This window comes from Desulfovibrio sp. (assembly GCF_009712225.1).
Taxonomy (GTDB): Bacteria; Desulfobacterota; Desulfovibrionia; order Desulfovibrionales; family Desulfovibrionaceae; genus Desulfovibrio.
The window spans coordinates 322,667-338,854 of the sequence record NZ_WASP01000006.1 but is presented as its reverse complement, the minus strand read 5'-3'; the positions used below and the strand labels follow the sequence as shown (position 1 = coordinate 338,854).

Below are 16,188 nucleotides of genomic sequence, written 5' to 3'. Positions count from 1 at the left end.
TTGATTTGCCGCAGAACATACGCACACCATGCCCCTGCCAGTCTGCCCCGGCTCAGAAGCCAAAAGCAGCAAGGAAGCACAAACGATGTTCGTTAAGCCAAAAAACTATTCTTCGCGCGGGGGCAGTTCCCTGCCGCCTTCCTGCAGGCGCTGCAAAAATTTGTCCCGGCATTCGTAGCTGCAAAAACGGTGCACGGTGTCTCCGTCGCGCACAGAGACAGAACCGTCAACGGCAACATACGCGCCGCATTCCGGGTCTTTCACCAGCTCGCCAGCAGCAACCTTGCGCTCGGTTTCAGCGGCACTTTCCTGCTTGCTTTCCTTTCTCTTCTTGTTCAAATCATTGGCAAAAAGGCGATATAGGGCGTAGCCCGCCAAAATCAGAATAAGCCACTTTACCATCTGTTATGCTCCTTAATCCCGTGGCACGGGTCACATGCGGCTAGGGTGCAGCCCTTTCAGGCATCTGTAAAAGCCGTGGAAGACAGTATCATAGAGGGCAGCACCCGTCACTGAAAAATTCTGTCCCCATCCACGCGGCAGTCAAGCCGCTCTAACCATTGACTGACTGGCACTCCATCAACCTCAAGCCGGGGGGCCACATCAAGCAGTGGACGCAGGGCAAAAGCCCTGCCTGTAAGGCGTGGATGCGGCACAAGACAGTGTGGGTCGGTGCTGCGCAGCTGTCCAAAAACCAGCAGATCAGCATCAATCACGCGAGGCCCGTAGCGCAGGGCGGGGTCTGCGCTGCGTACCCGCCCAAGCATTGCCTCAATGTCCAGCAGCGCATCCACAAGGCTGCACGGCTGCCAGCTCTCGCCGGGCAAAAGTTCAACCACCTGATTATGAAACCATGGCTGATCGGCGTATTCCTGCGGTTCTGTTCGATAAACGGGCGATACCGCGCCCATGCGCATATCCGGCAGAGCCGCAAGAGCGGACCGGGCCGCATCAAGCATGGCCGTCGCTGATTCACAGTTGGAGCCAAGGCTTACATAGGCCCTCAATACTGGCTGGTCTGCCATCGGAACTTCCCGCGCTTTTGAAACATTGTGAACTCTTATCAGCACAGTATATCTTTTTTGCCTGCAAGTATAAAGCCTCATCACACAGTACGCCTGATTGCGATATATCTTGGCCGGTTCCGCCCGGTGAAACAAAGCAAAGCACTTGCTCCCTTGTGCCAAGGCGGCTAGCATGCAGGCATGGCACAACCACGCACCAAAGCCCCCGCCCTGGCATCCATGCTGCCCCTGTGGCAGGATTTTCTGCTGGCCCAGCGCGGGCTTTCTTCCAACACTGTTGAAGCCTACGGGCAGGATCTGGAAAGTTTTTTTCTGTACCGGCAGGAACTTGCGCAGGGGGCAGACCCGCAGACCCTGCGCGACCCCGACGAACAGGAAATTTTTTTGTACCTCGCGTGGTTGCGGGCGCGGCAGAACACAGGGCGCACCCTGGCCCGGAGGCTTTCGGCCCTGCGGGCGTTTTTTGCCTTTGCCGTTGATGAAGGCAGGCTGAAAAAAAATCCGGCAGAGCTGCTTGAAAACCCCAAGCTGCCCCAGCACCTGCCCGAGGTGCTCACCCGGGAAGAAATGGACGCCCTGCTGGCCCAGCCAGATCTGCGCGACAAAAGCGGCAAACGCGACCGCTGCATGCTCGAGCTCTTGTACGCCGCGGGCTTGCGCGTGTCTGAGCTGTGCGCCATGTGCGTACCCGATCTTGATTTGCAGCGCGGCCTGGTGCGCGTTTTCGGCAAGGGCTCAAAAGAAAGGCTTGTACCCCTGCACGACCAGATGCAGCAGATGCTGGCCCAGTACCTTGCCTCATGCAGGCCAGACTTCACACCCTCGGGCAGCCAGCTGTTTGTGAACCGCTCAGGCCGCAGCCTTACGCGGCAGTACGTGTGGAAGATGGTAAAAAAATACGCGCTCGAGGCGGGCATTCGCCGGGCCATTTCGCCGCACACGTTCAGGCATTCGTTTGCCACGCATCTGCTTGAAGGTGGCGCAGACCTGCGCGCCGTGCAGATGTTGCTTGGCCATGCCGACATAAGCGCCACCGAGATTTACACCCATGTGCAGGCTGACCGCCTGCGGGGCATACACCACCAATTCCATCCCCGGAGCCGCCAGTGATTCCTGCGCCGGAAACTCCGCCACAGGCGGCATCTACCTCCACGGCCCCAGCCGCCCCAGCTGTTCATAAGGGCGCCGCAGGCCTGACTCTTGTCACCTGCCACGCCAATGCCGATTTTGACGCATTCGCGGGCATGCTGGCCGCGCGCTTTCTGTATACCCCTCACGTGCTGCTTTTTCCCGGTTCACAGGAACGCGGCCTGCAAAAGCTGGTTGCCGGGCTGGATCTGGCGGCGCTGGGTATTGTGGAAACTGCGTCTATCCCGTGGAACGACATCACCCGGCTTGTGGTTGTAGATACCCGGCAGCGTGGACGCATAAGCCATGTGGCCCAGCTGCTTGACCGGGCAGACGTAACCATAGAGCTGTGGGACCACCACCCGGACTCTACAGACGACATTTCATGCCCACACACCCACATGGCCCACATTGGCTCGGTCACCAGCCTTATCGTGCAGGCCATTGCCGAGCGCGGCCTCACCATGAGCGCCGACGACGCAACCCTGCTGGGCCTTGGTATTTACGGCGATACGGGTTCGTTTACCTACTCCTCCACCACACAGGCCGATTTTCAGGCTGCCGCGTGGCTGCTGGGCATGGGCATGGATGTGAACCGTATCGACGCCCTTGCCGCCCACGAGCTCACAAGCCTGCACATTCAGGCGCTCAACAGCCTTCTTGAGTCTACCCAGACCTATACCATCAACAATGTGCAGGTGACACTTTCTGAAGCGGCCATGGAGCATTATCTGGGGGATTTTGCCTATCTGGCGCACCGGCTCATGGAAATGGAAAAATTCCCCGTGCTGTTTGCCATCGGCCTCATGGACGACCGCATTCAGGTGGTGGCCCGCAGCCGAAACGAATCCATCAACGTGGGCGACATTTGCGCGGCCCTTGGTGGCGGCGGGCACGCCTACGCGGCTTCGGCCTCTGTGCGCACCATGACCGTGCACGAAGTACGCGATGTCATACTGCGGCATCTGTACGCCCAGGCCTACCCGGACAAAACAGCTCGCGAATACATGTCTTCGCCTGCCGTGGGGGTGGAATCAACCGCCACCATCCACGAGGCTGACGAACTCATGCTGCATTTTGGCCTCAAGGCCGTTCCGGTGTTTGAACCCGGCACGCGGCAGTGCACTGGCCTGCTCGACGCGCTCACGGCCTCGCGGGCCAGCGCACACGGCCTGGGTGCGGCCACGGTAGAAGACTACATGACCCGCCGCATAACCACCCTGCCACCTGATGCGACGCTCAAAGACCTCACGAGCACCATTGTGGGCGGCCGCCAGCGTCTTGTGCCTATTGTGGACGGCAGCAAGGTCATCGGCGTTGTCACGCGCACCGACCTTATCAACGTGTTTGCTCAGGAACCGGGGCACATGCCCGAACCGCGCATTACGGGCAGCAAGGAACGCAACCTCGGAAAGCTCATTCAGGACAGGCTGCCCCGTGCCAGCCGCGATATGCTGCACCTTGCGGGCAGGCTGGGCAGGGAGCTTGGCCTGCCGGTGTACACGGTAGGCGGCTTTGTGCGCGACCTGTTGCTGCAACGCCCCAATCAGGACATAGACCTTGTGGTCGAGGGCAACGGCATTACGCTGGCCCGGGCGCTTGCCAAGGAACTCAACGGTCGCATACGCGAACACCAGAAATTTTTGACCTCGGTAGTCATTTACAATGACGAAAATGGCGCTGAAGCGCGCATAGACGTAGCCACCGCACGGCTGGAATATTACGAATACCCGGCGGCACTGCCCACAGTTGAACTTTCGTCCATCAAGATGGATCTTTTCCGCCGCGATTTTTCCATCAACGCGCTGGCAGTGCGCCTTGACTGCGAGCCATTTGGGCAGCTTGTAGACTTTTTTGGCGGTCAGCGCGACATCAAGGAGCGCGTCATACGGGTTCTGCACACCTTGAGCTTTGTGGAAGACCCCACCCGCTGCCTGCGGGCCGTACGCTTTGAGCAGCGCTATAACTTCCACATTGGGGCAGGTACGGAAAAGCTCATCAAAAACGCCCTCAAGCTCAAGCTTATGGACAAGCTCTCGGGTTTCCGGCTGTTCCATGAATTTCAGCACATCTGCGACGAGGAAGACCCCACGGCCTGCATTGCACGGCTCGACCAGCTTGGTGTGCTTGAAGCCATATCGCCCCTCCTGTCGCTTACGCCAACAAAAAAGAATCTCCTGCTGCGGCTTCAGGAAACCCTCACGTGGTACAGGCTGCTCTATTTTGAGCAGGCACCACAGCCGTGGCTGGTCTATTTTCTGGCCCTCAACCACAACATGAGCTATGCCGACACCGCCGACCACTACCAGCGCATGGGCCTGCCCGAACCCCAGCGCGCAGAGGTTTTCAGGCAGCGCGAACACATGCGCAACCTGCGGGGCAAGATTGAATCGTGGCAGAAGGACCACGAGGCCAGTCAGGGTAAGGTAAGCGCACTGTGCGCCATGTTACGGCCCCTGTCGCTCGAATTTCTGCTCTACATGATGGCGGACGTAAGCGATGCCGCGCTGCAAAAAAACATATCGCGCTACATTACGCTGTGGCGCAGGGAAAAGGCCAATGTGGGCGGTGAAGACCTGCGCGCCATGGGGCTGCACCCCGGCCCTGCCTTTGGACGCATACTTGAGGCAGTGCTTGCGGCCAAACTGGATGGTCTTGCCACAAGCCAGGAACAGCAGCTGGAACTTGCCCACAGCCTTGTGCAGCAGGAGCTGAAATCCGCCGCTGCCGCATCTGAAGCCCCAATTTCAGCTTCTGATAAAGAAGTACAAGCTGATAGGAATTCTTCACTTGCCCAGCGTTTATAAGAGGTGTATAGAAAACAACTATGAAACAACTTTGGGCTCCATGGCGCATTGAGTATATTCTTGGTCCCAAGCCAGATTCCTGCGTGTTCTGTCTGCCGGACCATACGGATGAGGACGAGCAAAGGCTTGTTCTGTACCGGGGGCAAAGGGCCTTTGTAATCATGAACAAGTACCCGTATAACAACGGGCACATCATGGTTTGCCCTTACCGACACGTGATGATGCTGGCAGACCTGAAGCAGGAGGAAACCCATGAAATCATGGATCTTCTCCAACTTTGCGCCACAATCTTAAAGAAACACTTTAACTGTGAAGGCATCAACATCGGCCTCAACCAGGGGCAGGCAGCGGGCGCGGGTATACGCGAGCACCTGCATTTTCACCTGGTTCCGCGCTGGAACGGCGATTCATCATTTATGGCAGTATTTGATGAAGTGCGTACCATGCCCGAACATTTGAGCCGCACCTATGCGGCACTGAAACCGTATTTCACGAATGGCGCGGCTATCGGCAACCGCGTCGCTTCCACGCCAGGGCAGGAAGGTAGCAGCGTATAACGTGCTGTGTGACCCGATGGCGGGGATTGTCTTTTTCGCTGGGGGCGACAAAGACCGGCTGGAGAGCGCGATGCTGTGCCCTCTTGGGCGATGCGGCATTCTCAAAAAGCCCGTGAAGTTTTTTTGAGATAGCTTTATTTAGCCTGAGGAGTATGTCTATGCGGTATATCAAGGTATTATTGCTCGCGGTCGTGTTTTTTCTGGCGCTCGTGTTCTTTTTCCAGAACCAGGGTGCCCTTTCCCAGAGCATGGTGCTCACGCTCAATCTGTTCTTTATTCCCGCCATGTCTTCCATCGCACTGCCCTTCTACTTTCTCGTCATTGCGGCCTTTGCCTGTGGCGCGCTGATGACGCTGGGCTTTCTGGTGTGGGACAAGGTTAACCTCACTGCCCGCCTGATGAAGCAGAAATGGCAGATTAGCAGCCTTGAGCGCGAACTGGAAAAAACCAAGAAAAAGCTTGGTGCAGACACCGCCCGCGCGCAGTTTCTGAGCAAGAACGGCAAGACCGAAGCTTCGGCCCCTGCTGCCGCTCCTGTTGCCGCTGCAGAAGAAACTCTGGTTCCCGACCCGGACAAGAACTAGTTTTTCCGCAATCCGTTTTGTGGCGCTGTTCGGCTGATGTCTGGGCAGCGCCACCATTTTTTTGTGGCCGCGCACACGCGGCCTTCACCGTCACCCCCACGAATCCATATGTCTGAAGCTCCCGTAAAGTTGACCCCCATGTTTGAGCAGTACATGCGCATCAAGGCAGAGCACCCCGATGCCCTGCTTTTTTACCGCATGGGCGACTTTTATGAACTGTTTCTCGACGACGCCAAGGTGGCGGCGCGCGAGCTTCAGATTGCCCTTACCAGCCGCAGCAAAGATACGGAAAACCCCATTCCCATGTGCGGCGTGCCGTGGCATGCGGTTGAGGGCTACGTGGCCCAGCTCATCGACAAGGGTTACCACGTTGCCATCTGCGACCAGACAGAAGACCCCAAGGCCGCCAAGGGGCTCGTCAAACGCGCCGTTACCCGCGTGATCACCCCCGGCACGGTGCTTGAAGACGCCAACCTTGCCAGCAAGAGCCACAACTTTCTGGCAGCCTTGTGCTCTTCAGCCACGGGCGGTGCGGGTGGGCTGGCCTGGGCCGATATTTCTACCGGGCAGTGGTCGGGCGTTGAATTCAAACGCGAGGCCGAGCTGTGGCAATGGGCGCAAAAACTTGCCCCCCGCGAGCTGCTGGTTCCAGAAGGTACAGAACTGCCACAGCGCTGCATTCTGGAAGGCATAAGGCTTGTGCGTATGCCAGCACACCAGTTTGAGCTCAAACGCGCCACAGAGCGCGTTGTGGCGGCTCAGGGTGTGCGTGAGGCTGGAGCGCTGGGACTTGAGGGCAAACCAGAGCTCATGCGGGCCTGCGGCGCGCTGCTGGCCTACCTGAGTCAGACCCAGATGCGCAACCCCGATCACCTCATGCCTTTTGCTCCGCTTGATCTGGGCCGCCGCCTGATCATTGACGACGTGACCGAGCGCAACCTTGAAATTTTTGCCCGTCTCAATGGCCGCAAGGGCAAGGGAACCCTGCGCCACGCGCTGGACGACACCATGACCCCCATGGGCGGCAGGCTGCTCGAAGACATGCTGCGCCACCCCTGGCGCGAGCTTGGCCCCATCACGCGCATACAGGATGCAGTGGCGTATTTTTACGCCGATGACGCCCGCCGCACCGCCCTGCGCGAAGCTCTCAAAAACGTCTATGACCTTGAGCGCCTCTCTACCCGCATCAGCCTGAACCAGGGCGCACCGCGAGATTTTATCGCCCTGCGCAACAGTCTGGCAGCTCTGCCCGATGTTTTTAACGCCCTGAGTGCGCCCGATGCCGTGCCCGACGCTTCGGCTTCCGCTCCTGCCATGCCCAGGAGCATCACCGATGTGCTCAAATCCTGGGACAACATGGACGACTGCGCGGCCCTTTTGCAAAGCGCCCTTGTGGACAGCCCACCCGCGGTCATCACCGATGGCGGCCTGTTCAAAAACGGCTTCAATGCCGAGCTTGACCGCCTGCTCGACCTTGCCGAACACGGCGAGCAAAAACTGCAGGCCATGCTGGCAGACGAACAGGCAAAAACGGGCATCAGCAAGCTCAAACTGGGCTTTAACCGGGTATTTGGCTATTATTATGAGGTGACACGCGCGGCCCACAGCGGGCCCATTCCTTTCCATTTTATCCGCAGGCAGAGCCTTGCCAATGCAGAGCGCTTTACCACTGTGGAGCTCAAGGAACTGGAAGAAGAGCTGCTGTCGGCCTCTGACAAACGCAAAAGCCTTGAATACACGCTGTTTCAGGAGCTGCGCAGTCACATGGCCAGCCAGCGTGAGCGTATCGTGCACGCAGCTGACATGGTGGCCCAGCTTGATTATTGGCAAAGCCTGGCTCAGGTAGGCCGCACCAACAACTGGTGCAGGCCCGAACTTGATCAGGAGGCCAACCTCGACATCCGCGAGGGACGCCACCCGGTGGTGGAGGCCATGCTGGGACGGGCCAACTTTGTACCCAACGATTTCAGGCTTGATGCCGGGCGTCGCCTGTGCCTGCTCACCGGCCCCAACATGGCCGGTAAATCAACCGTGCTGCGACAGGTGGCCATAATCTGCCTGCTGGCGCAGATGGGTTCCATGGTTCCGGCCAGCGCCGCCCGCCTTGGGCTTGTAGACCGTCTTTTTTCGCGCGTGGGGGCCTCTGACAACCTTGCACAGGGTCAGAGTACCTTTATGGTCGAAATGATGGAAACGGCCCGCATTCTGCGTCAGGCAACCCGCAGAAGCCTTGTGATTCTCGACGAGATTGGCCGCGGCACCAGCACCTACGACGGTGTGGCCCTTGCCTGGGCCGTGGTGGAAGACCTTGCGAAAAGGGCGGGCGGTGAGCTGCGTACCCTCTTTGCTACCCACTATCACGAACTCACCGCGCTTGAAGCCCGCATCGCTGGCGTGTTTACCATGAACATCGCCATACGCGAGTACAACAACGACATCCTCTTTTTGCACAAGCTGGTTCCCGGCCCCTCTGACCGCAGCTACGGTGTGGAGGTAGCCCGCCTTGCCGGGGTTCCCGGCCCTGTGGTGCAGCGGGCACGGGCCATTTTGCAGGGGCTGGAACGTGGGCGTGAGAACGCGCGCAAAACTGTGGTTTCTGCGGTTTCGCTGCCTGGGCTGAACCTGCCGGAACCAGTCAAAAAAGAGCCAGAGCTGCCAGAAATCGCCGCTGTGCCGCCGCGTACCGAGCATCCGCTTATTCTGCTGCTGCGCGATCTCAATCCCGACGAACTCAGCCCGCTGGACGCGCTACGTCTGCTCATGGAATGGAAAAAACTGTGGAGCGACAACCCCGAAGCCGAGCCGCAGCAGCCAGCCGATGAACTTCAGGATAAGAACAGCCATGAGTGAAGCTAATCCCTGGTCTGTGATCCAGCTGGTGGCAGAACGCCGCATTGAGGAAGCCCAGTCGAAGGGACTATTTGACAATCTGCCTGGTGCTGGCAAACCGATGGAACTTGAAGATCTGAGCCACGTGCCGGAAGACATGCGCATGGCCTACAAAATTTTGCGCAATGCGGGCTGCCTGCCCCCAGAGCTTGAAGAACGCAAGGAGATCAACCGGCTGGTTGACCTGCTTGAGCACTGCGAGGACGAGCAGGAGCGCGTGCGCCAGATGCAAAGGGTGCGCTTTATGGTTACGCAGGCCAAGATGCGCTTTCAACGCCCCTTACATCTGGAGCAGGACGATCCCTACTACGACCGCCTGCTGGACAGACTTTCATTCATTACGCGCAAGGCGGGCTGAGAGCGACAAAAACCTTCGCCACCCATAAAAGCAAAATGGCCGGGAAACCCCGGCCATTCTCATTTTCAGATGCTAATACAGGTCAGAATCCGCTGGCATTCTTTCCCAGTAAATGCGGCCTTTCTTGCGGTATTTGCGCAGCAGCACATACACGCTGCCGGGGCCGCCGTCGTGCGGCTGGGCAGTGCAAAAAGCCAGCACCACCCGCTTGAAGGGGTCCTGCGTCAGCCAGCTTTGCAGCTTTTCGCGCAGAATGCCAAAACCGTCTGGCGAATTGCGGCCACGCCCCGGCACCACCAGTACCGTACGCAGGCCCTTGTACCAGCTGCCCTTGAAAAAGCCGCGCAGCGCCTCAAAGGCCTGCATGGCGTTGAGGCCGTGCAGGTCAAGGTGTGCCTCCGGGCTCAGCCCACCTGCGCGCAGCTTGTTGAGAATCATCTGGTCAAGGCCCACAACATGGCCTTCAAGGTATTCGTCCGTAAAGCTCAGGGCAAACTCAAGCTTGCCGTCCAAAAAGTCCTGCAGGCTCGTATCGGCGTGAGGCGGCGGTGTGGCTGTCGCTGGTTCGGGGGCCACATCGCGTCCACTGCCCGTAAGCGGGCTAACAGAACCCATGGCGGTCAAAAAGGCGGCAGTTTCATCGTCCAGATCGCTCTGGGCGGCAAAATACTCCTCCGGTGTGGAGGCTGCGGACTGGGCTTTTTTGACATCCCTGACCTGCTTGGCCTGTGGCGCGCTGGGGGATGCATTTGATGGGGCAGCGCCGGATGCAGCAGAGCCAGCCTTGCCCTTACCGGCCGCGCCCGTTTTGCCCTTGCCGCGTTCTTCTCCCAGGGCGTCAGCCATGCTGGTCAACGCCCCGTGCTCTTCGATCGAAAACCCCTTGGAAGCGCCAGATTTCTTGGAACCTGCCCCCTTGGTGGGCTTAACACTGCTGACAGCGTTCAAGAACAGCTCGCTGTCTTCATCCGAAACCTCAACATTCTGCACAGCGGCAGACGCGGCAATCACGCGCTTGCCATGGCCCTGGTGCACTGGCTTGCGCTGTGTGCCGCCCTGTTTCTGCTTTTCAGGAAACTGCTTGGTATTGAGTGTGCGGAACGGATTTGCACCAAAAGCGTCTGCATCAGACATCACAGCCCCACCCTTCGGTTAAGCTAATAAAAAAAGCCGCAGCACAGGCCGCGGCTTTGACAGTAAACGAGTGCTGCGGTTATTGGGCCGCAGGCGCCGTGGCTTTCTGCTCGGCAGGGGCGGCAGGAGCCGCCACAGGGGCCTGGGTTGCATCCGCGCCGGGCTTAACGGCGGGGGCTGCGGGCCGGGGAGCAGCAGGCTCTTCAATCTTGACGTCAAGAATCGTAGACTGACTGGAAGGACGCGAGCTGGTCACCATGGTGTAGCTGATGGAAGTGATGACAAAGATCACGGCCAGCAAAGCGGTAAGCTTGGCAAGAATGCCGCCCGCGCCGCCGCTACCGAAAACAGAGCTGTTGCCACCGCCAAAAATCACGCCCATGCCTTCCTTGCCCGCCTGAAGCAGCACAAGAATAACCAGCAACACGCACACAATGATATGCAGCGTAAGAATGAGAGTCTGCACGAATTCCTCCTCGCCGTCCGGCCACTGCCCGATGGCGCGCCCGAAGTGGGGTTAGGCCCCGATAATTTGTAAGAAGCTTTTTGCTTCTAAAGACGCTCCACCTACCAGAAGGCCATCCACATTGTCAAGGGCCATAAGCCCTGCGGCATTGTTTGGCTTCACGCTGCCGCCATACAGAATGGGCAGCCGGTTTGCGGTTTCACCCACAAGTTTTTGCAGCAGTGCCCGCGTTACGGCGTGGGCATCAAGCACTTCTTCCGGCCCGGCAACCTTGCCCGTGCCGATGGCCCACACGGGTTCGTAGCCCACGGCCAGCCTGCCCACCAGGGCATCGCCGCGCAGGTTCCCGGGCATGGCCGAAAAAACGGCAGAAAGCTGCTTCTCAAGCACGGCATTGAGTTTTCCGGCCTCACGCTCATCAAGGGTTTCGCCAATGCACAGCAGCACATTCAGGCCGTGTTCAAGGGCAAAAATGGTTTTGCGGGCCACCAGGGCATCGTCCTCGCCCATGATGTGGCGGCGTTCGGAATGCCCGGTGAGCACCCAGCTGGCGCCAGCATCGCGCAGCATGGCGGGCGAGGTCTCGCCCGTAAACGCGCCTTCTTCCGCCGGGTAGCAGTTTTGTCCGCCGGCAGAAAGGACGGGCTTGCCGTTAAAGGCGTCTGCCACGCAGCTGATGCTGGTGAAAGGCGCAAAAACAACAACTTCGTGCCCAGCTGGCAGCTGACCAAGGCCGCTGGCCAGTTCACCTGCGCCCTGGCTGGCCTGGGCGCGGGTTTTATACATCTTCCAGTTGGCGGCAAATATCTTTTGCATGGCTTCCCCAAATATCAGATGGAACAAAGATAGATAAGAGCGTCTTCGCCAGTATCGGTATAATACTTTTTGCGAACGCCCTCCCGCTTGAAGCCGCAACTTTCATACAGACAAATGGCGGGCTTGTTGCCCACCCTTACTTCAAGCAAGATTTTACTAATAGCCATTTTACGCGCAAGGCGCAAGACCACGCCCAAAATACGCCGTCCATAGCCGCGCCGCCGCTCGTTCGGCAACACTGCCAGATTGAGTATTTCCAGTTCATCGAGCGTGTGATATACTGATATATAGCCAATCAGCGCCTCATCGCGGAACAGCCCAAGGGCTGAAAACGCCTTTTGCCCAAAGGCAGCCGCGCACTGCTCTTCTGACCAGGGCAGGGGAAAACACTGGCGCTCAATATCGTACATGGCGGCGGCATGCTGCGGCCCCAGCATCTGGAGGCGTTCGTCGCGCTCTGTGGAAGCTCTCATGGAAATCAGCCTCTATCCTTCATTGAACAACACTCCCGATCTGCTGGAGGTTGTGGACAAAAACAACACGCCCCTGTGCGTCATGCGCAAGGAAGATGTACTGCGGCAGGGCCTGCACCACAGGGCGGTAGGTCTGCTTGTGCGCGACCGTCTGGGCCGCGCCCTGCTCACCCACAGGCCGGGGCTTGGCTGGGGCATTTCATCCTTTGGCCGCCTGCTGGCCGGTCAGTCGAGCGAACGCAGGGCACAACAGCTTTTTTTTGAAGACTGGGGCCATGATGGCCGCATCCTGCCGCTGGGTGTCTCCGCCCCGGGGCCAGAAAGCTTTAATGCCTTTGTTGAACTTTATGAGGGGCGCATGCCAGTATCGCTGGCATCGGCTGTGGTGCGCGATCCCGACCGCCACATGCTGGTCGACTACGACGAGCTGCGTGGCATCGGCACGCACTTTGGCGAGCTGCTGTCGCCCTTTTTGCGCACGGTTGTGCAGGCAGGGCTCGTGCGCCCGCGCTGACCGCGAGCCATTTGCCCCCTATGATACGTCTGTGGGGCCAAGCAGCTCAACGGCTTCAGCGTGCACCAGCCCGTTGGAGGCAAGCAGTACGTCGCCAAAACGCAGGGGCTCGCCGCGCATGTTGGTTACCCTGCCGCCCGCTTCTTCCACCAGCAGCAGGCCAGCGGCAAAATCCCACGGCTTAAGCCCTTCTTCATAAAACATGTCTACCCTGCCGCAGGCCACATAAGCCATATCCACGGCAGCAGCACCCATGCGCCGCATGCCCTGGCTCTTGGGCAGCATGATGGCAAGGCGCTCAAGTATCCTTTCAAGCCGCCCCGTAAAATCGTAGGGAAAACCCGTGGCCACAAGGGCATTGCCCATGGGTTCGGCCTTGCTCACCTCTATGGGCTTGCCGTTCAGAAAGGCCCCCTGCCCGCGCTGGGCGCTGAAGCACTCGTTCATCATGGGAATGTTGACCACGCCAAATTCCACATGATCCTTGTTCCACAGCGCCACCGAGGTTGCCACCTGCGGAATGCGGTGCACAAAGTTGGTCGTGCCGTCCACCGGATCGATAATCCAGCACAGGCCATCGGGCTCGCGCTCGCTCTGGCTGCTTTCCTCGGCCATAAAAACCGCGCCGGGCACGAGGTCGGCAAGCTTTTCCTTCAAAAAGGCTTCCACAGCCAGATCGGTCTGGGTGACCAGATCAATGCGACCCTTGTGGCGCACATTGCTGGGCTTGGCCCAGTGCTCGCGTATGATGTCGCCGCTCTGGCGAACAATTTCCATGCAGTCTTGCAAGATGCTCTGTGATGAAAACATGGCTATTCCTTTGCGCGCAACGGCATGCCCGCAACGCGCAGATGCCGCAGGGCTGTTACCCCGCAGCGGGCAGTGGTCTGAAAGATGGATTGACACGCCCTGCTGGCAGACGCCCGTGGGGTGACCGAAGAGTTACCATTTCATCTGGCTAAACATGTTGTAGTTTTGTTCTCTGGCAAGGCAGACAAGCCTTTTTTCGAAGGAAACGCAGGCTTACGGTACCCGACCACAGCAAAAAAGACTTTTAACGCAGCCAGACGGCAAAAGAACAATACGGGCAAAGGGCTAGTTGATAAAAACGGAGTGGTACAGCTGCCTGTCCAGCATGGCCCGCGCAGTGCCGCGCAGCACGGTCGTGAGCGGGTCTTTGTCCACAAAGACCTTGAGGCGCGTCTCGCGGGCAATAAACTGGTCCAGCCCCTTGAGCAGCGAGCCGCCGCCCGCCATGAGCATGCCGTTGCGGTAAATATCGGCCGCCAGCTCGGGCGGCGTTTTTTCCAGCGCGCGCATTACCGCGCCCAGTATGGCAAGCACGGGCTCACGCAGGGCCTCGCGCACGTGCCCCTCTGTAACCTTTACCACGCGGGGCGCTCCGCGCACCAGATCCTTGCCCGAAACCTCAAGCACTGGCGCATTGGGCATGGGCATGGCCGAACCAAGAATTTTTTTGACATTTTCCGCCGTGTTGTCGCCAACTTCCATGCGAAAAACATCGCGCATGTAACGCTGCACCGCCATGTTCATGGCATCACCCGCCACACGCACAGACTGCGCATTGGCTATGCCTGCCATGGTAATAATGGCCACCTCGCTTGTGCCGCCGCCAATATCGAGCACCAGGTTGCCCAAGGGCTCATGAATTGGCAAATCTGCGCCAATGGCCGCCGCCATGGGTTCCTCGACCATGGCAACATCTGCCGCGCCCGCCATGATGGCCGAGTCGATGACCGCGCGTTTTTCCACCTGGGTAATGCCCGTAGGAATGCAGATGACCATGGAGGGCTTGACCAGACGCATGCCGGTGATGGCCTTGCGCACAAAGTACGAGATCATTTCGCGGGTGATGTCAAAGTCGGCGATAACGCCGTCTTTCATGGGGCGCACGGCTTTGATGCGCTGGGGCGTACGACCAAGGTATTCCTTGGCGGACGCCCCGACGGCGAGAACAGAATTCTTGTGCGTATCAATGGCCACCACCGAGGGTTCGTTGATCACAATACCATGCGCCCTGGTGTAAAGCAGGGTGTTGGCAGTGCCAAGATCCATGGCAATGTCTTTTGACAAGAATCTGAAAAAACGCCGTAACATCATACTCAGTATTCTTTTGAAGAAGGCGGCACGGGCGCAGTGTCGGGGTCATATGCCTGAGGACCTTCACTGTGTACCCGCGCTCTGGGCAACATGGTCCTAAGCCGCATCTTGAGATACAGATTTTCCAGAAACAGGGCCAGATGGTCAACAGACTGGCGCACAAAGCTACGCAGCGATTCGTCTATCTGGCGGGGATTGGTATGCGCAAGGCAGAGCACGCCGCGCGTGCTCTTGTTGACCATAACCGGCATGCAGATGGCCGCCTGAAAATCGGGCATGTCGGGCAGCTTGCCAAACAGCACGGCTGCGGGCGCGCCTTCTATGCCTTCTGCAATAACAGGCTGGTCGTTGCGGAAAACCCAACCAGTAATGCCGCTGCCCATGGGCAGAATAAGCGGCTCATCCCCAGTCAGCAGCAGGCGGGCAGACTCGCTCTCCACGCAGTAGGTTTCGCCGGGTTCGTCCACCGAGGCAAAGGCGCAGTAGTCAAAGCCGGTGGCCTCAACCATGATGCGCAGGTAGTTTTGCAAAAATTGCGGCCAGCGCTTGTAGCGAAAACGCAGGTCCTGAATGACTGACAGCTCTGCAAAATAACGCGGAATATCGCCCGCAAGCTCCTGGCGGCCAGCAGAACCCTGCTGGCGCGAGATAAGCTCGGCAAACATCTGCAGAATCTTGTGGTCTTTGTCCGAAAAAGAGTACTGGCGCTTGCTGTCAACGCACAGCGCACCGCCCGTGGGTACGGGGCAGCCCATAAAGGCCTTGATATTGGCTTCTTCACCGCCGGTGTAATAGCCAAGGTTGCTCTGGCGCTGATCAAAATTGGGTACAAGCAGTGGCTGTCGGTTACGGATGATCCAGCCTACAAGGCCCTTGCCAGGCAGCACCGAAGCGTTGGTGGCAATTTTTTCGCCCAGGCTGAAGGCCGCCGAAAGGTGGTGGGCCTCGCCTTCTTCATCCGGCAAAAAAAGAACCACAGAATAGGCGTCAAAAACGCTGCAAACGATGCTCAGAATATGCTTTTCAACAGAGTTGGCGGTCATGGGCACATGGGGTTGATGGTGAGGCCGCCCACCAGCGTGACGGCTCTTGGGTAACGCATTTCTTGTAGCAAAGCGCATGCGCCGCCGCAACTTCTTTTGCACCGCCTGTTGCCCGATGCATGCCCAGCGCATGGGCAAAAACAAGGACAGGCGCTGCTTTCAAACCCGCAACAGCCGCTGTTGATGCCGCTTTCGCGGATACCTGCCGCATTGGCACTGGAAAATTTTCTAAAAAGCAGGTAGTAAATAACAAATTACCGTAAGGAAAAAACC

At 58.5% G+C, this 16,188-nt stretch carries 17 protein-coding genes; 8 read left to right on the top strand and 9 right to left on the bottom strand.

The genetic code is table 11. The features are described 5' to 3' along the window. Positions 1-105: 105 nt before the first annotated feature. Together F8N36_RS06890 and folK are read right to left on the bottom strand one after the other, a co-directional pair. A complete protein-coding gene (locus tag F8N36_RS06890) occupies positions 106-402 on the bottom strand; it encodes a transcriptional regulator (RefSeq protein WP_291332060.1) in 297 nt (98 codons plus the stop codon). A 107-nt stretch (positions 403-509) separates the two neighbouring features. Then, the gene (gene folK, locus F8N36_RS06885; protein WP_291332059.1) at positions 510-1,025 is read right to left on the bottom strand and encodes a 2-amino-4-hydroxy-6-hydroxymethyldihydropteridine diphosphokinase; all 516 of its coding nucleotides are present in this window, start codon (positions 1,023-1,025) and stop codon (positions 510-512) included. Positions 1,026-1,205: 180 nt separating this feature from the next. Here folK and xerD point away from each other — a divergent pair, with 180 nt between their 5' ends. From xerD to F8N36_RS06855, 6 genes are all read left to right on the top strand, one after another. Continuing rightward, positions 1,206-2,135, top strand: a complete 930-nt coding sequence (xerD, locus tag F8N36_RS06880; RefSeq protein WP_291332058.1) for a site-specific tyrosine recombinase XerD — start codon at positions 1,206-1,208, stop codon at positions 2,133-2,135. An 83-nt stretch (positions 2,136-2,218) separates the two neighbouring features. Next, a complete protein-coding gene (locus F8N36_RS06875) occupies positions 2,219-4,960 on the top strand; it encodes a CBS domain-containing protein (RefSeq protein ID WP_291332598.1) in 2,742 nt (913 codons plus the stop codon). Positions 4,961-4,980: 20 nt separating this feature from the next. Continuing rightward, positions 4,981-5,517: an HIT domain-containing protein gene (locus tag F8N36_RS06870; RefSeq protein ID WP_291332057.1), complete on the top strand. Its 537-nt coding sequence runs from the start codon at positions 4,981-4,983 to the stop codon at positions 5,515-5,517. Between the two features lie 158 nt (positions 5,518-5,675). Further along, complete coding sequence (locus tag F8N36_RS06865; RefSeq protein ID WP_291332056.1) at positions 5,676-6,101, top strand: LapA family protein; 426 nt, start codon at positions 5,676-5,678, stop codon at positions 6,099-6,101. Between the two features lie 108 nt (positions 6,102-6,209). Beyond that, complete coding sequence (gene mutS / locus F8N36_RS06860) at positions 6,210-8,951, top strand: DNA mismatch repair protein MutS (protein ID WP_291332055.1); 2,742 nt, start codon at positions 6,210-6,212, stop codon at positions 8,949-8,951. Beyond that, a complete protein-coding gene (locus F8N36_RS06855; RefSeq protein ID WP_291332054.1) occupies positions 8,944-9,348 on the top strand; it encodes a DnaJ family domain-containing protein in 405 nt (134 codons plus the stop codon). Before mutS ends, F8N36_RS06855 begins: the two co-directional genes overlap by 8 nt. Before the next feature lie 72 nt (positions 9,349-9,420). Here F8N36_RS06855 and F8N36_RS06850 read toward each other — a convergent pair whose 3' ends face one another. The 4 genes from F8N36_RS06850 to rimI form a co-directional block, all read right to left on the bottom strand. Then, positions 9,421-10,482, bottom strand: a complete 1,062-nt coding sequence (locus tag F8N36_RS06850; RefSeq protein ID WP_291332053.1) for a Smr/MutS family protein — start codon at positions 10,480-10,482, stop codon at positions 9,421-9,423. A gap of 79 nt (positions 10,483-10,561) precedes the next feature. Then, complete coding sequence (gene secG / locus F8N36_RS06845; protein ID WP_291332052.1) at positions 10,562-10,948, bottom strand: preprotein translocase subunit SecG; 387 nt, start codon at positions 10,946-10,948, stop codon at positions 10,562-10,564. Positions 10,949-10,999: 51 nt separating this feature from the next. Next, a complete protein-coding gene (gene tpiA / locus F8N36_RS06840) occupies positions 11,000-11,764 on the bottom strand; it encodes a triose-phosphate isomerase (protein ID WP_291332051.1) in 765 nt (254 codons plus the stop codon). Positions 11,765-11,778: 14 nt separating this feature from the next. Continuing rightward, the gene (gene rimI, locus F8N36_RS06835) at positions 11,779-12,237 is read right to left on the bottom strand and encodes a ribosomal protein S18-alanine N-acetyltransferase (RefSeq protein WP_291332050.1); all 459 of its coding nucleotides are present in this window, start codon (positions 12,235-12,237) and stop codon (positions 11,779-11,781) included. Here rimI and F8N36_RS06830 point away from each other — a divergent pair. After that, positions 12,236-12,751 carry an NUDIX hydrolase gene (locus F8N36_RS06830; RefSeq protein ID WP_291332049.1) on the top strand — a complete coding sequence of 172 codons (516 nt, stop codon included), beginning with the start codon at positions 12,236-12,238 and terminating at the stop codon, positions 12,749-12,751. The genes rimI and F8N36_RS06830 overlap by 2 nt on opposite strands. 18 nt (positions 12,752-12,769) lie before the next feature. Here F8N36_RS06830 and F8N36_RS06825 read toward each other — a convergent pair whose 3' ends face one another. The 3 genes from F8N36_RS06825 to F8N36_RS06815 all read right to left on the bottom strand — a co-directional run bounded on the left by F8N36_RS06825 (position 12,770) and on the right by F8N36_RS06815 (position 15,915). Then, a complete protein-coding gene (locus tag F8N36_RS06825) occupies positions 12,770-13,561 on the bottom strand; it encodes an inositol monophosphatase family protein (RefSeq protein WP_291332048.1) in 792 nt (263 codons plus the stop codon). 285 nt (positions 13,562-13,846) lie between these two features. Further along, positions 13,847-14,872: a rod shape-determining protein gene (locus F8N36_RS06820; protein WP_291332047.1), complete on the bottom strand. Its 1,026-nt coding sequence runs from the start codon at positions 14,870-14,872 to the stop codon at positions 13,847-13,849. Positions 14,873-14,874: 2 nt separating this feature from the next. Next, entirely contained in the window at positions 14,875-15,915 is a 1,041-nt protein-coding gene (locus tag F8N36_RS06815) for a GAF domain-containing protein (RefSeq protein ID WP_291332046.1), read from the bottom strand. Positions 15,916-16,034: 119 nt separating this feature from the next. Here F8N36_RS06815 and F8N36_RS06810 point away from each other — a divergent pair, with 119 nt between their 5' ends. Then, on the top strand, positions 16,035-16,178 hold the full coding sequence (locus F8N36_RS06810; protein WP_291332045.1) for a hypothetical protein: 144 nt from the start codon (positions 16,035-16,037) through the stop codon (positions 16,176-16,178). Positions 16,179-16,188 lie beyond the last annotated feature (10 nt).

Bases quoted from the DNA above. Each gene is read 5' to 3' on its own strand.
- F8N36_RS06890 (WP_291332060.1), bottom strand. From the start codon at position 402: ATGGTAAAGTGGCTTATTCTGATTTTGGCGGGCTACGCCCTATATCGC.
- folK (WP_291332059.1), bottom strand. From the start codon at position 1,025: ATGGCAGACCAGCCAGTATTGAGGGCCTATGTAAGCCTTGGCTCCAAC.
- xerD (WP_291332058.1), top strand. From the start codon at position 1,206: ATGGCACAACCACGCACCAAAGCCCCCGCCCTGGCATCCATGCTGCCC.
- F8N36_RS06870 (WP_291332057.1), top strand. From the start codon at position 4,981: ATGAAACAACTTTGGGCTCCATGGCGCATTGAGTATATTCTTGGTCCC.
- F8N36_RS06865 (WP_291332056.1), top strand. From the start codon at position 5,676: ATGCGGTATATCAAGGTATTATTGCTCGCGGTCGTGTTTTTTCTGGCG.
- mutS (WP_291332055.1), top strand. From the start codon at position 6,210: ATGTCTGAAGCTCCCGTAAAGTTGACCCCCATGTTTGAGCAGTACATG.
- F8N36_RS06855 (WP_291332054.1), top strand. From the start codon at position 8,944: ATGAGTGAAGCTAATCCCTGGTCTGTGATCCAGCTGGTGGCAGAACGC.
- F8N36_RS06850 (WP_291332053.1), bottom strand. From the start codon at position 10,482: ATGTCTGATGCAGACGCTTTTGGTGCAAATCCGTTCCGCACACTCAAT.
- tpiA (WP_291332051.1), bottom strand. From the start codon at position 11,764: ATGCAAAAGATATTTGCCGCCAACTGGAAGATGTATAAAACCCGCGCC.
- F8N36_RS06830 (WP_291332049.1), top strand. From the start codon at position 12,236: ATGGAAATCAGCCTCTATCCTTCATTGAACAACACTCCCGATCTGCTG.
- rimI (WP_291332050.1), bottom strand. From the start codon at position 12,237: ATGAGAGCTTCCACAGAGCGCGACGAACGCCTCCAGATGCTGGGGCCG.
- F8N36_RS06825 (WP_291332048.1), bottom strand. From the start codon at position 13,561: ATGTTTTCATCACAGAGCATCTTGCAAGACTGCATGGAAATTGTTCGC.
- F8N36_RS06820 (WP_291332047.1), bottom strand. From the start codon at position 14,872: ATGATGTTACGGCGTTTTTTCAGATTCTTGTCAAAAGACATTGCCATG.
- F8N36_RS06815 (WP_291332046.1), bottom strand. From the start codon at position 15,915: ATGACCGCCAACTCTGTTGAAAAGCATATTCTGAGCATCGTTTGCAGC.
- F8N36_RS06810 (WP_291332045.1), top strand. From the start codon at position 16,035: ATGCCCAGCGCATGGGCAAAAACAAGGACAGGCGCTGCTTTCAAACCC.